Here is a 17231-nt window from a genome sequence, read left to right as displayed (position 1 = left end):
CGTCAGCCGAGGGAGGCCAGGGCCTCGTTCCAGGTGGCGGACGGACGCATGACGGCGGCGGCCTTGGCCGGGTCGGGCTGGTAGTAGCCGCCGATCTCGGCCGGCTCGCCCTGGACGGCGATCAGCTCGTCGACGATCTTCTGCTCGTTCGCGGCGAGCGTCTCGGCGAGCGGGGCGAAGGCCTTCGCCAGGTCCGCGTCGTCGCTCTGCCCGGCCAGCTCCTGCGCCCAGTACAGGGACAGGTAGAAGTGGCTGCCGCGGTTGTCGATGCCGCCGAGACGACGGCTCGGGGACTTGTCCTCGTTGAGGAAGGTCGCCGTGGCCCGGTCGAGGGCGTCGGCGAGGACCTTGGCCCTGGTGTTGCCCGTGGTCGTCGCGAACTGCTCCAGGGACGGAACCAGGGCGAAGAACTCACCGAGGGAGTCCCAGCGCAGGTAGTTCTCCTTGACCAGCTGCTGCACGTGCTTGGGCGCGGAGCCGCCCGCACCCGTCTCGAACAGGCCGCCGCCCGCCATCAGCGGGACGACCGACAGCATCTTGGCGCTGGTGCCCAGCTCCAGGATCGGGAACAGGTCGGTCAGGTAGTCGCGCAGCACGTTGCCGGTGACCGAGATGGTGTCCTCGCCGCGGCGGATGCGCTCCACCGACAGCTTGGTGGCCTCCACCGGGTTCAGGACGCGGATGTCCAGGCCCTCGGTGTCGTGCTCCGTGAGGTACTGCTCGACCTTGGCGATCAGGTTGGCGTCGTGGGCGCGGGTCTCGTCCAGCCAGAAGACGGCCGGGGCGCCGGTGGCGCGGGCGCGGGTGACGGCGAGCTTCACCCAGTCGCGGATCGGCGCGTCCTTGGTCTGGCAGGCGCGGAAGATGTCACCGGCGGAGACGGTCTGCTCCAGGACGACCTCGCCGGCCTGGTCGACCAGGCGGACGGTGCCGGTGACCGGGATCTCGAAGGTCTTGTCGTGGCTGCCGTACTCCTCGGCCTTCTGCGCCATCAGACCCACGTTCGGGACCGAGCCCATCGTGGACGGGTCGAAGGCGCCGTTGGCACGGCAGTCCTCGATCACGGCCTGGTAGACGCCGGAGTAGCTGGAGTCCGGCAGGACGGCCAGGGTGTCGGCCTCCTGGCCGTCGGGTCCCCACATGTGGCCGGAGGTGCGGATCATGGCCGGCATGGAGGCGTCCACGATGACGTCCGAGGGAACGTGCAGGTTGGTGATGCCCTTGTCGGAGTCGACCATCGCCAGCTCCGGGCCCTCGGCGAGCTCGGCGTCGAAGGACGCCTTGATCTCGGCGCCCTCGGGCAGGCCCTCGAGGCCCTTGTAGATGCCGCCCAGGCCGTCGTTCGGGCTGAGGCCGGCCGCGGCGAGCTGCTCGCCGTACTGCGCGAACGTCTTCGGGAAGAAGGCGCGCACCACGTGGCCGAAGACGATCGGGTCGGAGACCTTCATCATCGTGGCCTTCAGGTGCACGGAGAACAGCACGCCCTCCTGCTTGGCACGGGCCACCTGTGCGGTGAGGAACTCGCGCAGTGCGGCGACCCGCATCACGGAGGCGTCGACGACCTCGTCCTTCAGGACGGGGACGGACTCGCGCAGCACCGTGGTGGTGCCGTCGTCGCCGAGCAGCTCGATGCGCAGCGCACCGTCCGCGGCGATCACCGCGGACTTCTCGGTGGAGCGGAAGTCGTTCTCGCCCATGGTCGCCACGTTGGTCTTGGACTCGGCGGTCCAGGCGCCCATGCGGTGCGGGTGGGTCTTGGCGTAGTTCTTGACCGAGGCGGGGGCGCGCCGGTCGGAGTTGCCCTCGCGCAGGACCGGGTTCACGGCGGAACCCTTGATCTTGTCGTAGCGGGCGCGGACCTCGCGCTCCTCGTCGCTCTGCGGGTCGTCCGGGTAGTCCGGCAGCGCGTAGCCCTGGCCCTGCAGCTCGGCGATCGCGGCCTTGAGCTGCGGGATCGACGCCGAGATGTTCGGCAGCTTGATGATGTTGGCCGCGGGCTTCTTGGCCAGCTCACCGAGCTCGGCGAGGGCGTCCGGGATGCGCTGGTCCTCGGTGAGGTACTCCGGGAACACGGCGATGATGCGTCCGGCCAGCGAGATGTCGCGCGTCTCCACGGCGACACCGGCCTGCGCGGCGTACGCCCGGACCACCGGCAGGAAGGAATACGTCGCCAGGGCCGGGGCCTCGTCAGTGTGCGTATAGATGATGGTCGAGTCAGTCACCGGGTGCTCCGCTCCACGTCTGCAACATTGCTCGACATCAAGATATCCCGTTCGCGGTCCGGGCTCGACAGGGGTGTCGGCGGCGAGGGCGATGTGGTGCGGCCGCCCGTCGGCCGGGTTCGGCCTGCGGCTCCTTGACAGCCACACCCGGACACGCTCAAGGTTTGTCCGGACAAGCGGGGACGGACGGTGAACGGATGATGGAACGGTCCGGGGACGGAACGGTCCGGGGAAGGGCTCGCATGGTGGATACGCTCGGGGTCGCCGTCGTCGGATTCGGCTGGATGGGGCGGGTGCACACCCAGGCGTACGCGCGCGTGCCGCACCACTACCCGCAGCTCGCCCTGCGCCCTGAGCTGATCACGGTCGCCGAGGAGGTGCCGGGCCGGGCCGAGGAGGCCGCCGCGCAGTTCGGGTTCGCCGGCACGGCCCGTGACTGGCGCGAGGTGGCCGCCGATCCCCGGGTCCGGGCGGTCAGCATCACGGCCCCGAACTTCCTGCACCGCGAGATCGGTGTCGCGATGGCGGAGGCCGGGAAGCACATCTGGATCGAGAAGCCCGTCGGTCTCACCGCCGGGGACGCCCGCGCGGTGGCCGACGCCGTCGCCAAGGCCGGTGTCCGCAGCGCGGTCGGCTTCAACTACCGCAACGCGCCCGCCGTCGAGGCGGCCCGCACCCTGATCGCCTCCGGTGACATCGGCACCGTCACCCATGCCCGCATCCGCCTGTTCAGCGACTACGCCGCCCACCCCGAGTCCGCGCTGACCTGGCGCTACGAACGGGAGCGCGGCGGCAGCGGAGTCCTCGGCGACCTGGCCTCGCACGGCGCCGACCTGGCCCGCTTCCTGCTCGGCGACATCGCCTCGCTGACCGCCGACACGGCGATCTTCCTGCCGGAACGGGCCCGTCCGGCCGGTGCCACGGCCGGCCACTCCCGCGCCACCGGCGGCGAACTCGGCCCGGTGGAGAACGAGGACTACGTGAACTGCCTGCTGCGCTTCGCCTCCGGCGCACGCGGGGTGCTGGAGGCCTGCCGGGTCTCGGTCGGCGAGCAGAACAACTACGGCTTCGAGGTGCACGGCACCAGGGGCGCCGTGTTCTGGGACTTCCGCCGGATGAACGAACTCGGCGTCAGCCGCGGCACCGCGTACCAGGACCAGCCGGTGAGCACGGTCTACGTCGGTCCGGGCGACGGCGAGTTCGGCGCGTTCCAGCCGGGCGCGGCGAACGCCATGGGCTACGACGACCTCAAGGTCGTCGAGGCCTACCGGTTCCTGCGTTCCGTCGCCGAGGACGCCGAGCACGGCGCCACGCTCGCCGACGCCGTGCGCAGCGCGGCCGTACTGGACGCGATGGTGCGCTCGGCGGAGAGCGGAGCGTGGGTCAACGTACCGCCGGTGTAGGAATGTCGGTGGGCATGTTGTACGGCGTGACCACCTGGATCGGGGACGGCAGGACGGGGCCCGCGGGCGGCAGGGCGCCGTGCGCGCGCATCACGATGTGGCAGGCCTCGCGCAGGTCCTGGCGCAGGTCGTGGTGGAGCACCGCGGACAGCCGGTGCTCACGCAGCAGCCGGGTGTTGTCGTGGTCGAGGTCGTGTGCGACGAACACGGCGCACTCCCGCCCGGCGTCCTCGAAGGCACGCAGGGTCGCGATGTTGCCGCCGCCGATCGAGTAGACCGCGCGGATGTCCGGGTCGTGGTCCAGGGCGGCCCGGACGAGGTCGTACTGGGTGGTGTCCAGGCCCTGGCCCTCGGCGATCTCGACGAGGGCGCGCCCGGGGTGCCGGGCGCGCATGACAGCCCGGAAACCCATCTCGCGTTCCTCCTCGTTGCGGAAGAACCCGCTGCTGAGGCTGGTGAGCACATGGCCGGGCCGGTCCCCCAGCCACTGGCCCACCAGATACGCGGCGGTGGCGCCCGCGGCCCGGTTGTCGCTGCCGACGCAGCCGACCCGGGCGCTCGTCGGCAGGTCGGTCACCAGGGTCACCACCGGGATGCCCGCCGCGGCGAGCCGGCCGACGGCGGCGGTGATCCCGGGGACGTCCGGCGCCTTGAGGATCACGCCCTGCGAGCCGCGCCGGGCGATCCGGTCGAGGACGGCGGTCAGCTCGTCGGCGGGGCCGGTCTCGCGGAAGTGGAAGCGGGAGCGGACCACCGCCGGGTGCAGCGCGGGCAGTTCGGCCTCCAGGGCGGTGCGCACGGCGGTGGAGAACCGCTCGGGCGACTGCATCACGATGTCCACCATGAACGTGCGGCCGACCAGCCGGACCTGGGTGCGCTGCCGGTCCAGGTCGGCGATCGCGCGGCGCACCTCCTGCGCGGTGCTGTCCCGCACCCCGCCGCGGCCGTTGAGGACCCGGTCGACCGTGGCCTCGCTCAGCCCTGCCTGACGTGCGATTTCCCTGATCGGGAAGGGGTGGCCCATGCGCCGTCTCCTGAGACTTCTGAGGGGTTTTTGATGGCTGTCTGATGGTTGTTCGAAGGCTTTGTACTGACAAGAATGGCAGAGCCGAGTCCCCCGTGACCCGAAAGGACGAACATGTCCTTCTCCACCGCTCCCACCCCGGCCCAGCCGTCCGCGGAGCAGCGACCCTGGCTGTCCGAGCAGGACTGCGACCTGGACGCCTTCCGTGCCCTGGTCGAGCAGACCACGGAAGGCGCCGACTACCCGCACGCCTCGGCCGTGGAGCGGAACGTGCTGCTCTACGACGCCGACCGGCTCGCCCTCGCGGACCGCCGCGACGCGCAGGCCGAGCTGGTGCGCGCCCTCTTGGGCGGCCCCGGCATCGTGGTCGTCCGAGGTGCCTTCCCCGACCCGGCGGTCGTGGACCGGGCCACCGCCGTGTTCGACGCCCTGATCGCCGAGCAGCGCGCCACGGGCGCCACCGCCGGCGACCACTTCGCCGAGCCGGGCGCCAACGACCGGGTGTGGAACGCCCTGGAGAAGACCGCCCTCCACGACCCGCAGGCCTTCGCGGACTACTACGCCAACGACGTGATCGCCCTGGTCTCCTCGGCCTGGCTCGGCCCCGGCTACCAGGTCACCTCCCAGATCAACGTGGTCAACCCGGGCGGCGCCGCCCAGACCGTGCACCGCGACTACCACCTGGGCTTCCTCTCCAACGGGGTCGCCGCCGCCTACCCGGCGCATGTGCACCGCCTCTCCCCCGTGCTCACCCTCCAGGGCGCGGTCGCGCACTGCGACATGCCCGTCGAGTCCGGTCCCACGCTGTATCTGCCGCACTCGCAGAAGTACGGGCCCGGCTACCTCGCCTGGCGGCTCCCCGAGTTCCAGGCGTACTTCGAGGAGCACCACGTGCAACTGCCGCTCGCCAAGGGCGACGCGGTCTTCTTCAACCCGGCGCTGTTCCACGCCGCCGGCGCCAACCACTCGGCGGACATCCGGCGCATGGCCAACCTGCTCCAGGTGTCCTCCGCGTTCGGGCGGGCCATGGAGACGGTGGACCGCGAGGCCGTGACCGGAGCCGTCTACCCGGCGCTGCTCAAGGGCCGGGCGGAGGGCGCCGGCGAGCAGTGGCAGGAGAACGTGATCGCGGCGAGCGCCGAGGGTTACCCCTTCCCCACCAACCTCGACAACGACCCGCCGGTCGACGGTCTGGCCCCGCCCTCGCAGGCCGACCTCGTGCGGCGGGCGCTGCGCGAGGAATGGACCGCGCGGACCCTGCGGGACGCGCTGCGGGCCGCCGCCAAACGGCGCGACAGCTGAAAGGACCGGACCCCAGGAGCACCGTCATGGGACTTCTCGACGACAAGGTCGTCCTCGTCAACGGCGGCAGTCAGGGCGTCGGCGCCGCCGTCGCGCGGGCCGCCGTCCGCGAGGGGGCGGCCGTGGCCGTCACCGGGCGCCGTACCGAGCCCGGTGAGGCCCTGGTGGCGGAGCTGACGGCCGCGGGCGGCGAGGCGATGTTCGTCCGCGCCGATCTGGCGGACGCCGAGCAGGCGAAGGGATCCGTCACCCGGGTGGTGCGGGCCCACGGCCGGGTCGACTGCCTGGTCAACTCGGCGGGGCTGACCGCGCGCGGCACGCTGCTGGACACCACGCCGGAGCTGTTCGACCAGCACGTCGCGATCAACCTCAAGGCACCGTTCTTCGCCATGCAGGCCGCCGTGGCGGACATGGTGCGGCGCGAGGCGCCCGGCACGATCGTCAACATCATCACGTCGTCGGCGCACGGCGGGCAGCCCTTCCTGGCACCCTATGTCGCCGCCAAGGCCGGGCTCGTGGGCCTGACGCGGAACGCCGCCCACGCCCACCGCTGGGACCGGATCCGGATCAACGGCCTGAACATCGGCTGGACGGCGACCGAGGGCGAGGACGCCACCCAGCGCACCTTCCACGCCGCCGGGGACGACTGGCGCGAGCGGGCCGCCGCCCGGCTGCCGATGGGCCGGCTGGGCCGACCGGACGAGATCGCCGACTTCGTGGTCCTCCTGCTGTCCGACCGCTCCGGGGTGGTCACCGGCTCCGTGATCGACTGGGACCAGAACGTCCTCGGCGGCCTCGACTGACCTCCCCGCTCTGCCGCAGTCCGCTCGTACGCACCCCGCACACCCGCATCCCCGCGTCCCCGCATTCAAGGAGCACCACCCCATGCGCATCGGAATCCTCGGCCTCGGCCGCATCGGCGCCTTCCACGCCGAGACCCTCTCCGGGCTCGACGCCGTCGAGTCGCTCGTCGTCTCCGACCCGTTCGCGGACGCCGCGAAGGCCGCCGCGGACCGGTTCGGCGCCGAGGTCGCCGACTCCCCCGAGGCCGTGCTCGCGGCCGGGGTGGACGGCGTGGTGGTCGCCGCGGCGACCGACGCCCACCCGGGGCTGATCCTCGCCTGTGTGGATGCGGGCGTGCCCGTGTTCTGCGAGAAGCCCGTGGCCGGCACGATGGCCGAGGGCGTACGGGTGCTGAAGGCGGTCGAGGGCCGGGACGTGCCGATCCAGATCGGCTACAACCGCCGTTTCGACGCCGCCTTCGTCGCCGCGCGGGCCGCCGTGCACGGCGGCGAACTCGGCACGCTGCACACCGTGCGCTCCACCACGCTGGACCCGGCGCCACCGCCGGCCGCGTACATCGCCGCCTCCGGCGGCATCTTCCGTGACTGCTCCGTGCACGACTTCGACATCATCCGCTGGGTGACCGGCCGTGAGGTGACCGAGGTGTACGCGGTGGGCGGCAACCGGGGTGCCGACTACATCAAGGAGGCGGGCGACGCCGACACCACCGGCGCGATCCTCACCCTGGACGACGGCACCATCGCGGTGGTGTCCAACAGCCGCCACAATGCCCGTGGTTACGACGTCCGCATGGAGATCCACGGCTTCAAGGACTCCATCGCGGTCGGCCTGGAGGACAAGCTGCCGCTCCGGTCGGTGGAGCCGGGCGTGACGTTCCCCGCCGGCACCCCGCACGACTTCTTCATGGACCGCTTCACCGCGGCCTACCGGGCCGAACTGACCGCGTTCACCGAGGTGGTGGCCGGGTCCCGCCCCTCTCCGTGCACGATCGAGGACGCGCTGGAGGCGGGCTGGATCGCGGAGGCGTGCACCCTCTCGCTGCACGAGCACCGGCCCGTCACCCTCGAGGAGGTGCGTCAGGCATGAGCGTGGGGGCCGGCCTTGCGAAGGACGGCCCCCACCCACGCGTCATGTCGTCTCACCGGTACAGCGGGGGCTTCTCCGCCAGTTCGACCGCGACCCGGCCGCCTTCCTCCAGGGCCCGGACGCCGGCCTCGCAGACGGCGGCCGCCGCGTAGCCGTCCCAGGTGCTGGGGCCGGTGACCTCGCCCCGGCGGGTGGTGTCCACCCAGGCCTGGACCTCGTCGTCGTAGGCCTGGGCGAAGCGTTCGGCCCAGTCCTGGGCGATGGTGCCGCCCCAGCGGCCGGCCATGTTGGTGACCAGGTCGTGGCCGTCGCCGATGCGGGCGGTGCCGCGTTCGCAGACCACCTCGGCCTGGACCTGGTAGCCGAAGCCGCAGTTGACGAAGATCTCGACGTCACTGAGCGCGCCGCCGTCGGTCTCCAGGACGACGAACTGCGGGTCGCGCAGTCCGTCCGGGGCGCCGGCGGAGGGGGTGGGACGCAGCACCGTGACCGCGGTGATCTCGTGGCCCAGCAGCCAGCGGGTGGCGTCCACCTCGTGTGCCACGGAGTCGCTGATCAGCATGGAGCTGGTGAAGAACGGCGGGCTGGCCACGTTGCGGTGCCGGTTGTGGAGCATCAGCGGGCGGCCCAGCTGCCCGCTCTCCAGCAGGGCTTTGAGGCGGACGTACTCGGCGTCGTAGCGGCGCATGAAGCCGACCTGGACACGGCGGTGGCCGAGTGCCTGTTCGGCTTCCATGACGCGCAGCGCGGAGGCCGCGTCGGGGGTGAGGGGTTTCTCGCACAGCACGGGCAGGTCGTGCTCGAACGCGGTGAGCAGGGCCGCCTCGTGGGCCGGCCCCGGTGAGGCGATGAGGACGGCGTCGACGTCGGCCGCCGCCATCGCGGCAGCCGGGTCGGTGTGGGCGGTGCAGCCGTCGACGCCGGCGGCCACCGCCTTGGCCCGTTCCGCGTCGGTGTCGACGACGGCGGTGACCCGCGCGCCGCTGATGACCCGGTCGATGCGGCGCACATGGTCCGCGCCCATGCGGCCCGTGCCGATGACGGCGATTCCCAGGGGTTCCTGCCGGTTCATGTCGTCGCCTCCCCTTTCCGGGTGGTCGGGTGTTTCCGGGTGGTCGGGCTCCTCGCCGTCAGGCGCCGCAGGAGCGGAGGAACTTGCGGGTGCGGACCGCGATCGGCAGCGGCTTGTCCGGTTCGCAGGGGTACATGTCCTGCTCGACGATCGCGAACAGGTCCACGCCCAGTTTCTGGGCGGCCGTGAGGACCGGGCCCAGCTCCGGTACGCCGGCGGGCGGTTCGCACATCACGCCGCGCTGCACGGCGGGGCCGAACGGGATCTCGTTCTCGACCACGTCGGCGAGGATCTCCGGGTCGACCTGCTTGAGGTGCAGATAGCCGATGCGTTCGCCGTAGGTCTCGATCAGCTTGACGCTGTCGCCGCCGCAGTAGGCGTAGTGGCCGGTGTCGAGGCAGAGGTTGACCAGGGAGGAATCGGTGGAGTCGAGGAAGCGCTCGACGTGTTCCTCGGTGTCGATGTGGGTGTCGGCGTGCGGGTGGACCACGATGTCGAGACCGTAGGTGTCCCGCACCTCCCGGGCGAGGCGTTCCATGCCCCGGGTGAGGTGGCCCCACTGCTCGGTGGTGAGCTCCGGGGCCTCCAGGATCTCGGCGGTCCTGTCGTCGCGCCAGAAGGACGGGATGACGACGAGGTGCTTGGCGTCCATGGCCTGGGTGAGGGAGGCGACCCGGCCGACCTGTTCCCAGGTGGACTCCCACTCGGAGGGGCCACGGTGCAGTCCGCAGAAGATGGTGCCGGCGGAGACCTTGAGGTCCCGCTTCTTCACCTCGTCGGTGAGGCGGGCGGGGTCGGTCGGGAGGTACCCGTAGGGGCCGAGTTCGATCCAGGAGTAGCCGGCCTCGGCGACCTCGTCGAGGAAGCGCTGCCAGGGCACCTGCTGCGGGTCGTCGGGGAACCAGACGCCCCAGGAGTCGGGGGCGGAGCCCACCCGGATGCGGTCGAGCGCGACTGCCATGTCAGGACTTTCCTTCCGGGGATGCCGCTGCGGGGGTCTGGAGGTCTTCCGCCTCGGGGAGCTCCTCCACGTCGACGCCTCGTACCTGCGCCAGTTCGTGCTTGAGGGCGGCGAGTTCGGTGCCGCCGGCCATGTGGTTGGTGAGTTCCTCGAGGGTGACGTCGCTGCGGGAGGCGGAGAGTTCCACGGTGCCCAGGCGCAGGACGCTGAAGTGGTCGCCGACCATGTAGGCGTGGTGCGGGTTGTGGGTGATGAAGATGACGCCGAGGCCGCGGTCGCGGGCGGCGGCGATGTACTTCAGCACCACACCGGACTGTTTGACGCCGAGCGCGGCGGTGGGCTCGTCGAGGATGAGGACGCGGGCGCCGAAGTAGACGGCACGGGCGATGGCCACGCACTGGCGCTGGCCGCCGGAGAGGGTGCCGATGGGCTGCTCCAGGTCGTCCAGGACGATGCCCATGTTGCGCAGTTCCTCGTCCGCGGTCCTCTTCATCCGGTCGATGTCGAGGCGGCGCAGGGGCCAGGGGCCCTTGGTCATCTCGGAACCGAGGAAGAAGTTGCGCCACACCGGCATCAGCGGGACGACGGCGAGGTCCTGGTAGACGGTGGCGATGCCCTGGTCGAGGGCCTCGCGCGGGGTGGAGAAGCGTACCGGGGCGCCGTCGACGAGGAACTCGCCCTCGGTGTGCTGGTGCAGTCCGGAGACGATCTTGATGAGGGTGGACTTGCCGGCGCCGTTGTCCCCGAGGACGCAGGTCACCTTGCCGGGGTGGACGGCCAGGTCGACACCGTGCAGGGCGCGGATGTTGCCGTAGGACTTGCCGGCGCCGCGGAGTTCGACCAGGGGGTGCTCCCCGTCCGGGGCGGTGTCCTTGAGGACGGCACCGTGGGTGCCGGTCGTGTCGTCGGTCATCGCTGTCACCTCCGGGTCGCCGTGCGCTGGACCCACAGATTGATGAGGACGGCGCCGAGGAGCATGACGCCGAGGAAGGCCTTGAACCAGTCGGGGTTCCAGCCGGCGTAGACGATGCCCTGCTGCACCATGCCGAACATGAAGGCGCCGAAGACCGGGCCGATCGCGGAGCCGTAGCCGCCGGTCAGCAGGCAGCCGCCGATCACCGCGGCGGCGATGTAGATGAGCTCCTGGCCCACGCCCTCGCCGGACTGCACGGTGTTGAAGGAGAACAGCTGGTGCATGCCGACGAACCAGGCGCCGAAGCCGACCAGCATGAACAGGGAGATCTTGGTGAACGTCACCGGCACGCCCACGGCGCGGGCGCTCTCCTTGTTGCCGCCGACCGCGAAGATCCAGTTGCCGTACTTGGTGCGGAGCAGCACCCAGGAGGCGAGGACGGCGAAGACCAGCCACCACACGACGGTGATCTTCACCTGGATGCCGCCGACCTCGAAGCTCGAGGCGAAGAGGGCCTTGGCCTGGTCGAAGCCGTCCATGTCGCTGATGTCGTCGGTCGCGACGTTCCCGGTGACCAGCTTGGTCACCGCCAGGTTGACGCCCTGGAGGATCAGGAAGGTGCCCAGGGTGACCAGGAAGCTCGGCAGGCCCGTCTTGACGAGGAACCAGCCGTTGAACATGCCGACCGCGAGGGACACCACGAGGGCGACGACCACGCCCACCCAGATGTTCATGGTCAGCTGGTAGCTGAGCATGCTCGCGGTGAGCGCCGAGGTGATCACCGCGACACCGGCCGACAGGTCGAACTCGCCGCCGATCATCAGCAGCGCCACCGGCAGCGCCATGATGCCGATGGTCGACGACTGGTACAGGATGTTCGCCATCGAGCTGCCGTCGCGCATCGGCGGGGCGGTGAAGAGGAAGAAGACCAGGACGGCGACGGCGCCGAGGAAGACGCCGACCTCGGGCCGGGCGAGCAGGCGCAGCGCCAGCGGGCGTCGCACCGTCCGCCCGTCGGTCTCCTTCGGGCCGGAGGCCGGCGGTGGGGTCACCGCCGGCTCAGCCTGTCGGGTCATGCTCATCACCGAGTGCCCTTCGCGGCGTACTCGGAGACCGCGTCGACGTTGGACTTCTCGACGAACGCCGGGCCGGTCAGCACCGGCTGCTCACCGCCGCCGCTGTAGTTGCCGTTGTTCTCGTAGAGCCACAGGCCGTCGATGGCGAGGTAGCCCTGGAGGTAGGGCTGCTGGTCCACGGCGAACTCGATGTCGCCGGCCTGGATCGCCTTGGTCAGGTCCTTGTTGAGGTCGAAGGTGGCGACCTTCGCCTTGCTGCCGGCGTCGCCCACCGACTGCACCGCGGTCGGCGCGAACGGGGCGCCGAGGGTGGCGACGTAGTCGATGGCGGAGTCCTGCTTGAGCTTGGCGGTGATCGTCGACTTCACCGACGGCATGTCGGTGCCGTTGACGTTGAGGATCTGGGTCTTGCCCTCGAAGGTCTTCTTCAGGCCGTCGCAGCGCTGGGTCAGGCCGACGTTGCCCTGCTCGTGGACGACGCAGACGGTGTTCTTCGCGCCCACCTCGTTCAGCTTCTTGCCGAAGGCCTCACCCGCGACGGACTCGTCCTGGCCGAAGAACTCGAGCAGGCCGAGGTCCTTCCAGTCGCTCAGGCCGGAGTTGAGGCCGACGACAGGTATGCCGGCCTTCGTCGCCTTGGCTATGACGCTCTTGAGCGCGTCCGGCTTGGCGAGGGTGACGGCGATGCCGTCGACCTTCTGGTCGATCGCGTTCTGCACCAGGTTGGCCTGGTTGCCCGCGTTCGGGTCGGCGGAGTAGACGAGCTTGACGTTGTCCTTGGCGGCGGCGGCCTCGGCGCCCTTGCGGACGATGTCCCAGAAGGTGTCACCGGGCGCCTGGTGCGTGACGAGGGCGACCGTCATGCGGGGCGTGCTCGCCTTGCCCGCCGAGGAGGCGTCCGCGCCTTCCTCGGACTTCTTGCCGCCGGAACCGCTGGAGCAGCCCGCGAGGGTCAGGGCAGCCGCCGCGGCCACCGCGACGAACGGCGCGATTCTGCGGGGGTGGTTGTGAGAAGAGCGGTCCATCTTTGCCTGCACCTCGCTGGGCTACGCGGAAAAAGGGCGGGTTCCGAGGATCCTCCCCGGAGCCTCGGACGTCCGGTCTGTCGTGCGAAACGGCTGTCGTGCTGGGACGGGATCAAATCCCCTGACGCGCACTCTGTCAATACTTTGTTAAGACATCATTTCACTAGCTAGTCCGAATGTAAGTACAAACTATTGACAGCGTCGCCCTCCGCGACCTACACCTGAGAGGCGGCAGGTCCCTGGCTTCCACGTCCCCACCGTCGCAGGGCGCCAGAGGACCCGCATCCCCAGCAGTTCGAGGAGCTTCGCTCGATGACCGACTCAGACGCACCACAGTATTTCGACCTGATCACCATGGGCCGCATCGGGGTCGACCTTTACCCACTGGAGACCGGCGTTCCGTCGGCGAAGGTCGAAACGTTCGGAAAGTTCCTCGGTGTTCCGGTCGCGAACGTCGCGGTGGCCGCCGCCCGCCTCGGCCGTGCCACGGCGGTGACCACCCGCACGGGAGAGGACCCCTTCGGCGCCCGTCTGCACGAGGTGCCCGAGGAGTTCGGCGTCGACGGCCTCCTCGCGCGGGCCGTGCCACCGGGCGACGCGAGCCTGCCGAGCCAGTCCTGAACGGAGTCCTTCCCTTGAATCTCAGCATCTGTGACCTCACCGCGGTCCGGGCCCGGAATCCGGAGGCCGTCGCCGAGGCGGCGGCCCGCCGGGCGCGCCGTCCGTTGATCGGCGACAGCGGGCGGCTGATGATCGTGGCCGCCGACCACCCCGCGCGGGGCGCGCTCGGCATCGGCGACCGGCGGCTGGCCATGGCCGACCGCGCCGATCTGCTGGAACGTCTCTGCGTCGCCCTGTCCCGGCCCGGTGTCGACGGGGTGCTGGCCACCGCCGACGTCCTGGAGGACCTGCTGCTGCTCGGCGCGCTGGAGAACAAGGTCGTCATGGGGTCGATGAACCGCGGCGGGCTGGCCGGCTCGGCCTTCGAGATGGACGACCGCTTCACCGGCCACCGCCCCGAGGACATCGAGCGGTTCGGCTTCGACGCGGGCAAGCTGCTGGTCCGCATCGACTACGACGACCCGGGCTCCCTGACCACCCTGGAGTCCACCGCCCGCGCGATCGACGCCATGGCCGAACGCCGTCTCCCGGTGTTCGTGGAGCCGTTCATCTCGCGCCGGGTCGACGGCAGGGTCCGCAACGACCTGTCGGCCGAGGCCGTCATCCGGTCCATCACCATCGCCTCCGGCCTCGGCGGCACCTCCGCCTACACCTGGCTGAAACTCCCCGTCACCGAGAACGCCGACGACATGGCGGAGGTCCTGCGGAGCTCCACCCTGCCCGTCGTCCTGCTCGGCGGCGAGGTCGGCGACCAGGAAGCCGCGTACGAGCGGTGGGGCAAGGCGCTGAGACTGCCCTCCGTACAGGGCATGGTCGTCGGCCGCTCGCTGCTCTACCCGGCGAGCGGCACCGTGGAGTCGGCGGTGGACACGGCCGTCGGCCTGTTGTGAGAAGCCCGTTCCCAGACGGAGGCATGCCATGAGGTACCACCTTCCCGCGGGCGGGGCCCACACCGGCCCCCACGTCGTCGACGTGACCCCGGAGACCGCCGGCTGGGGATACTCCAGCCTGCGCGTGCTGGAACTGCCGCCCGGCGGCAGCCACACCTTCGACACCGGCGACAGCGAGTGGATCGTGCTGCCGCTGAGCGGCGGCTGCACGGTCACCGCGGACGACGAGTTCGGCCACGACACCTTCGAACTCACCGGCCGCACCGGCGTGTTCGACGGCGTCACCGACTTCGCCTACGTTCCGCGCGACGCCCGCGCGAGCGTGACCTCCACCGCCGGCGGCCGGTTCGCGCTCACCGGCGCCCGCTGCACCCGCCGCCTGCCCGCCCGTTACGGGCCGGCCTCGGACGTCCCCGTGGAGCTGCGCGGCACCGGGAACTGCTCCCGGCAGGTCAACAACTTCGGCGCGGCGGGCGTGTTCGAGTGCGACAAGCTGATCGCGGTGGAGGTCCTCACGCCGGGCGGCAACTGGTCGTCCTTCCCGCCGCACAAGCACGACGAGCACCGGCCGGGCGAGGAGTCCGTGCTGGAGGAGATCTACTACTTCGAGTTCGCCGGCCACGACGGCACCCCCGGCCTCGGCTACCAGCGGGTCTCCCCCTCCGGTCCGGGCCGGGAGACGGACGTGCTGGCGGAGGTGCGCGACGGCGACGTCGTCCTCATCCCGGACGGCTGGCACGGGCCGTCCATGGCCGTGCCCGGCCACCACATGTACTACCTCAACGTCATGGCCGGACCGGAAGCCGAACGGGCCTGGCTGATCTGCGACCACCCCGACCACGCCTGGATCCGCGACACCTGGCCGGACCAGCCGGTCGACCCCCGTCTCCCCCTCTACACCGCCCCGGAGAGGTCCGCATGAGCGCCGCCACCCGCCGACTGACCACCGCCCAGGCCCTGGTGCGGTTCCTGTCCGCCCAGTACACCGAGCGGGACGGCGTGCGCCGCCGGCTGATCGCGGGCACCTGGGGCATCTTCGGCCACGGCAACGTGGCGGGCGTCGGGCAGGCACTCGTCGAGTCCGCCGACGTCATGCCGTACCACCAGGGCCGCAACGAGCAGGCCATGGTGCACGCGGCCGTCGCCCACGCCCGCCAGCTCAACCGGCTCTCGGCGCAGGCGGTGACGACGTCCATCGGCCCCGGCGCCACCAACCTGGTCACCGGCGCCGCCCTCGCCACCGTCAACCGCCTGCCGGTCCTCCTGCTCCCCGGCGACTACTTCGCCTCGCGCGCCGCCGACCCGCTGCTCCAGCAGCTGGAGCACCCGGCCGAGGCCGACGTCTCCGTCAACGACACCCTGCGCCCCGTCTCCCGCCACTTCGACCGGATCACCCGCCCCGAGGCGCTGATCGCCTCCGCGCTGAACGCGATGCGGGTGCTCGCCGACCCGGCCGAGACCGGCGCCGTCACCCTCGCGCTGCCGCAGGACGTGCAGGCCGAGGCGTACGACTGGCCGGAGGAGTTCTTCGCCGACCGTGTCTGGCCCGTACGGCGTCCGGCGCCCGACCCGGCCGAGCTGGCGGCGGCCGTGGCAGCCGTACGGGCCGCCCGGCGCCCGCTGATCGTCGCGGGCGGCGGCATCCACCACAGCGAGGCCGAGGCCGCGCTCAAGGCCCTCGTCGACGCCACCGGCATCCCGGTCGCCTCCACCCAGGCCGGCAAGGGCTCCCTGCGCCACGACCACCCGGCCGACCTCGGCGGCATCGGCCACACCGGCACCGCGGTGAGCGACGACCTCGCCCGCACCGCCGATCTGGTGATCGGCGTCGGCACCCGTTACACCGACTTCACCACCGCCTCCGGCACCCTCTTCCGCCACCCGGACGTCCGCTTCCTCAACCTCAACATCACCGGCTTCGACGCCCACAAACTGGCGGCGCGCACCCTGGTCTGCGACGCGCGCACCGGTCTCGAGCAACTGGCCGGGGCGCTGACCGGGCACCGCGTGGACGCGGCGTACGAGGCGGAGTACCGCGCCGGCAAGGAGCGCTGGGAGCAGGTCGTCGAGACGGCCTACCGCGCCGACGACGAGAACGCCGTACCGACCCAGACCCAGGTGCTCGGCGCGCTCGACGCGGTCGTGGGCGACACGGACGTGGTGATCAACGCGGCCGGTTCGCTCCCCGGCGACCTGCACAAGCTGTGGCGTGCGCGCAGCCCGCGCCAGTACCACCTGGAGTACGGCTACTCCTGCATGGGCTACGAGATCCCGGCCGCCCTCGGCGTCCAGCAGGCCGCGCCCGGCACCCCGGTCTGGGCGCTGGTCGGCGACGGCACGTACCTGATGATGCCGACGGAGATCGTCACGGCCGTCCAGGAGCGGCTGCCCGTCAAGATGGTCCTGATCCAGAACCACGGATACGCCTCCATCGGAGGCCTGTCCGAGGAGACCGGCGGCGAACGCTTCGGCACCGCCTACCGCTACCGGGCCGAGGACGGCACCTTCACCGGCGCCCCGCTGCCCGTCGACCTCGCCGCGAACGCCGCCAGCCTGGGCATGGACGTGCTGCGCGCCAAGACGGTGCGGGAGCTGCGGGACGCCCTGGCCCGGGCCCGTACCGCCGACCGTCCGACGTGCGTGTACGTCGAGACGGACCCGGCCCCCACCGCTCCCCCGGCCGAGGCCTGGTGGGACGTGCCGGTGGCCGAGGTCGCCTCCCGCGAGGCCGCCGTCCGGGCCCGCGAACGGTACGACGCCCGGGTCGCCGAACGCCGCCGCCACCTCTGATCAGTCCCCGACCCCGACCGCGCCCTCGACAAGGAGGTACGC

14 protein-coding genes and 1 pseudogene are annotated in these 17231 nt (G+C 71.3%); 8 read left to right on the top strand and 7 right to left on the bottom strand.

The annotated features are described in order from the left end of the window. Nucleotides 1-2 precede the first annotated feature (2 nt). Nucleotides 3-2222, bottom strand: coding sequence for an NADP-dependent isocitrate dehydrogenase (locus tag AB0I73_RS23465; RefSeq protein ID WP_363040314.1), 2220 nt, complete (start codon nucleotides 2220-2222; stop codon nucleotides 3-5). 242 nt (nucleotides 2223-2464) lie between these two features. On the opposite strand from AB0I73_RS23465, the gene AB0I73_RS23460 reads away from it, so the two are divergent. After that, nucleotides 2465-3625: a Gfo/Idh/MocA family oxidoreductase gene (locus AB0I73_RS23460; protein ID WP_363040312.1), complete on the top strand. Its 1161-nt coding sequence runs from the start codon at nucleotides 2465-2467 to the stop codon at nucleotides 3623-3625. Here AB0I73_RS23460 and AB0I73_RS23455 read toward each other — a convergent pair. Next, on the bottom strand, nucleotides 3606-4649 hold the full coding sequence (locus AB0I73_RS23455; RefSeq protein WP_363040310.1) for a LacI family DNA-binding transcriptional regulator: 1044 nt from the start codon (nucleotides 4647-4649) through the stop codon (nucleotides 3606-3608). The two genes, AB0I73_RS23460 and AB0I73_RS23455, sit on opposite strands and share 20 nt — an antisense overlap. Before the next feature lie 114 nt (nucleotides 4650-4763). Between AB0I73_RS23455 and AB0I73_RS23450 the strand changes: the two genes are divergently transcribed. The 3 genes from AB0I73_RS23450 (at nucleotide 4764) to AB0I73_RS23440 (ending at nucleotide 7841) form a co-directional block, all read left to right on the top strand. Continuing rightward, nucleotides 4764-5951 carry a phytanoyl-CoA dioxygenase family protein gene (locus tag AB0I73_RS23450; protein WP_363040308.1) on the top strand — a complete coding sequence of 396 codons (1188 nt, stop codon included), beginning with the start codon at nucleotides 4764-4766 and terminating at the stop codon, nucleotides 5949-5951. A 26-nt stretch (nucleotides 5952-5977) separates the two neighbouring features. Beyond that, the gene (locus AB0I73_RS23445) at nucleotides 5978-6754 is read left to right on the top strand and encodes an SDR family oxidoreductase (RefSeq protein ID WP_363040306.1); all 777 of its coding nucleotides are present in this window, start codon (nucleotides 5978-5980) and stop codon (nucleotides 6752-6754) included. Nucleotides 6755-6836: 82 nt separating this feature from the next. Then, the gene (locus AB0I73_RS23440) at nucleotides 6837-7841 is read left to right on the top strand and encodes a Gfo/Idh/MocA family oxidoreductase (RefSeq protein ID WP_363040304.1); all 1005 of its coding nucleotides are present in this window, start codon (nucleotides 6837-6839) and stop codon (nucleotides 7839-7841) included. Nucleotides 7842-7893: 52 nt separating this feature from the next. Here AB0I73_RS23440 and AB0I73_RS23435 read toward each other — a convergent pair whose 3' ends face one another. From AB0I73_RS23435 to AB0I73_RS23415, 5 genes are read right to left on the bottom strand one after another with little or no spacing between them, the layout of a single operon-like run. Then, nucleotides 7894-8913 carry a Gfo/Idh/MocA family oxidoreductase gene (locus AB0I73_RS23435; RefSeq protein ID WP_363040303.1) on the bottom strand — a complete coding sequence of 340 codons (1020 nt, stop codon included), beginning with the start codon at nucleotides 8911-8913 and terminating at the stop codon, nucleotides 7894-7896. Between the two features lie 58 nt (nucleotides 8914-8971). Then, nucleotides 8972-9874, bottom strand: a complete 903-nt coding sequence (locus AB0I73_RS23430; protein ID WP_363040301.1) for a sugar phosphate isomerase/epimerase — start codon at nucleotides 9872-9874, stop codon at nucleotides 8972-8974. A 1-nt stretch (nucleotide 9875) separates the two neighbouring features. Beyond that, a complete protein-coding gene (locus tag AB0I73_RS23425; RefSeq protein WP_363040299.1) occupies nucleotides 9876-10787 on the bottom strand; it encodes an ATP-binding cassette domain-containing protein in 912 nt (303 codons plus the stop codon). Between the two features lie 5 nt (nucleotides 10788-10792). Further along, nucleotides 10793-11869 (bottom strand): ABC transporter permease, encoded by a 1077-nt coding sequence (locus tag AB0I73_RS23420; RefSeq protein ID WP_363040297.1) that lies wholly within the window; start codon nucleotides 11867-11869, stop codon nucleotides 10793-10795. Then, the gene (locus AB0I73_RS23415; protein ID WP_363040295.1) at nucleotides 11869-12888 is read right to left on the bottom strand and encodes a sugar ABC transporter substrate-binding protein; all 1020 of its coding nucleotides are present in this window, start codon (nucleotides 12886-12888) and stop codon (nucleotides 11869-11871) included. The genes AB0I73_RS23420 and AB0I73_RS23415 overlap by 1 nt, the downstream gene beginning before the upstream one ends. 312 nt (nucleotides 12889-13200) lie before the next feature. On the opposite strand from AB0I73_RS23415, the pseudogene AB0I73_RS23410 reads away from it, so the two are divergent. The 4 genes and pseudogenes from AB0I73_RS23410 to iolD all read left to right on the top strand — a co-directional run. Then, a pseudogene (locus AB0I73_RS23410) lies at nucleotides 13201-13452 on the top strand (PfkB family carbohydrate kinase); the annotation flags it as partial. A gap of 71 nt (nucleotides 13453-13523) precedes the next feature. Next, nucleotides 13524-14399: a deoxyribose-phosphate aldolase gene (locus AB0I73_RS23405; protein WP_109376212.1), complete on the top strand. Its 876-nt coding sequence runs from the start codon at nucleotides 13524-13526 to the stop codon at nucleotides 14397-14399. 28 nt (nucleotides 14400-14427) lie between these two features. Beyond that, nucleotides 14428-15321: a 5-deoxy-glucuronate isomerase gene (gene iolB / locus AB0I73_RS23400; protein ID WP_363040293.1), complete on the top strand. Its 894-nt coding sequence runs from the start codon at nucleotides 14428-14430 to the stop codon at nucleotides 15319-15321. Continuing rightward, nucleotides 15318-17189, top strand: coding sequence for a 3D-(3,5/4)-trihydroxycyclohexane-1,2-dione acylhydrolase (decyclizing) (gene iolD / locus AB0I73_RS23395; protein ID WP_363040291.1), 1872 nt, complete (start codon nucleotides 15318-15320; stop codon nucleotides 17187-17189). The genes iolB and iolD overlap by 4 nt, the downstream gene beginning before the upstream one ends. The last annotated feature ends 42 nt before the right edge of the window (nucleotides 17190-17231 follow it).

Origin of the sequence: Streptomyces sp. NPDC050388 (assembly GCF_040655635.1) — a bacterium.
Lineage (GTDB): Bacteria > Actinomycetota > Actinomycetes > Streptomycetales > Streptomycetaceae > Streptomyces.
This window is presented reverse-complemented; position numbering and strand designations above follow the sequence as displayed.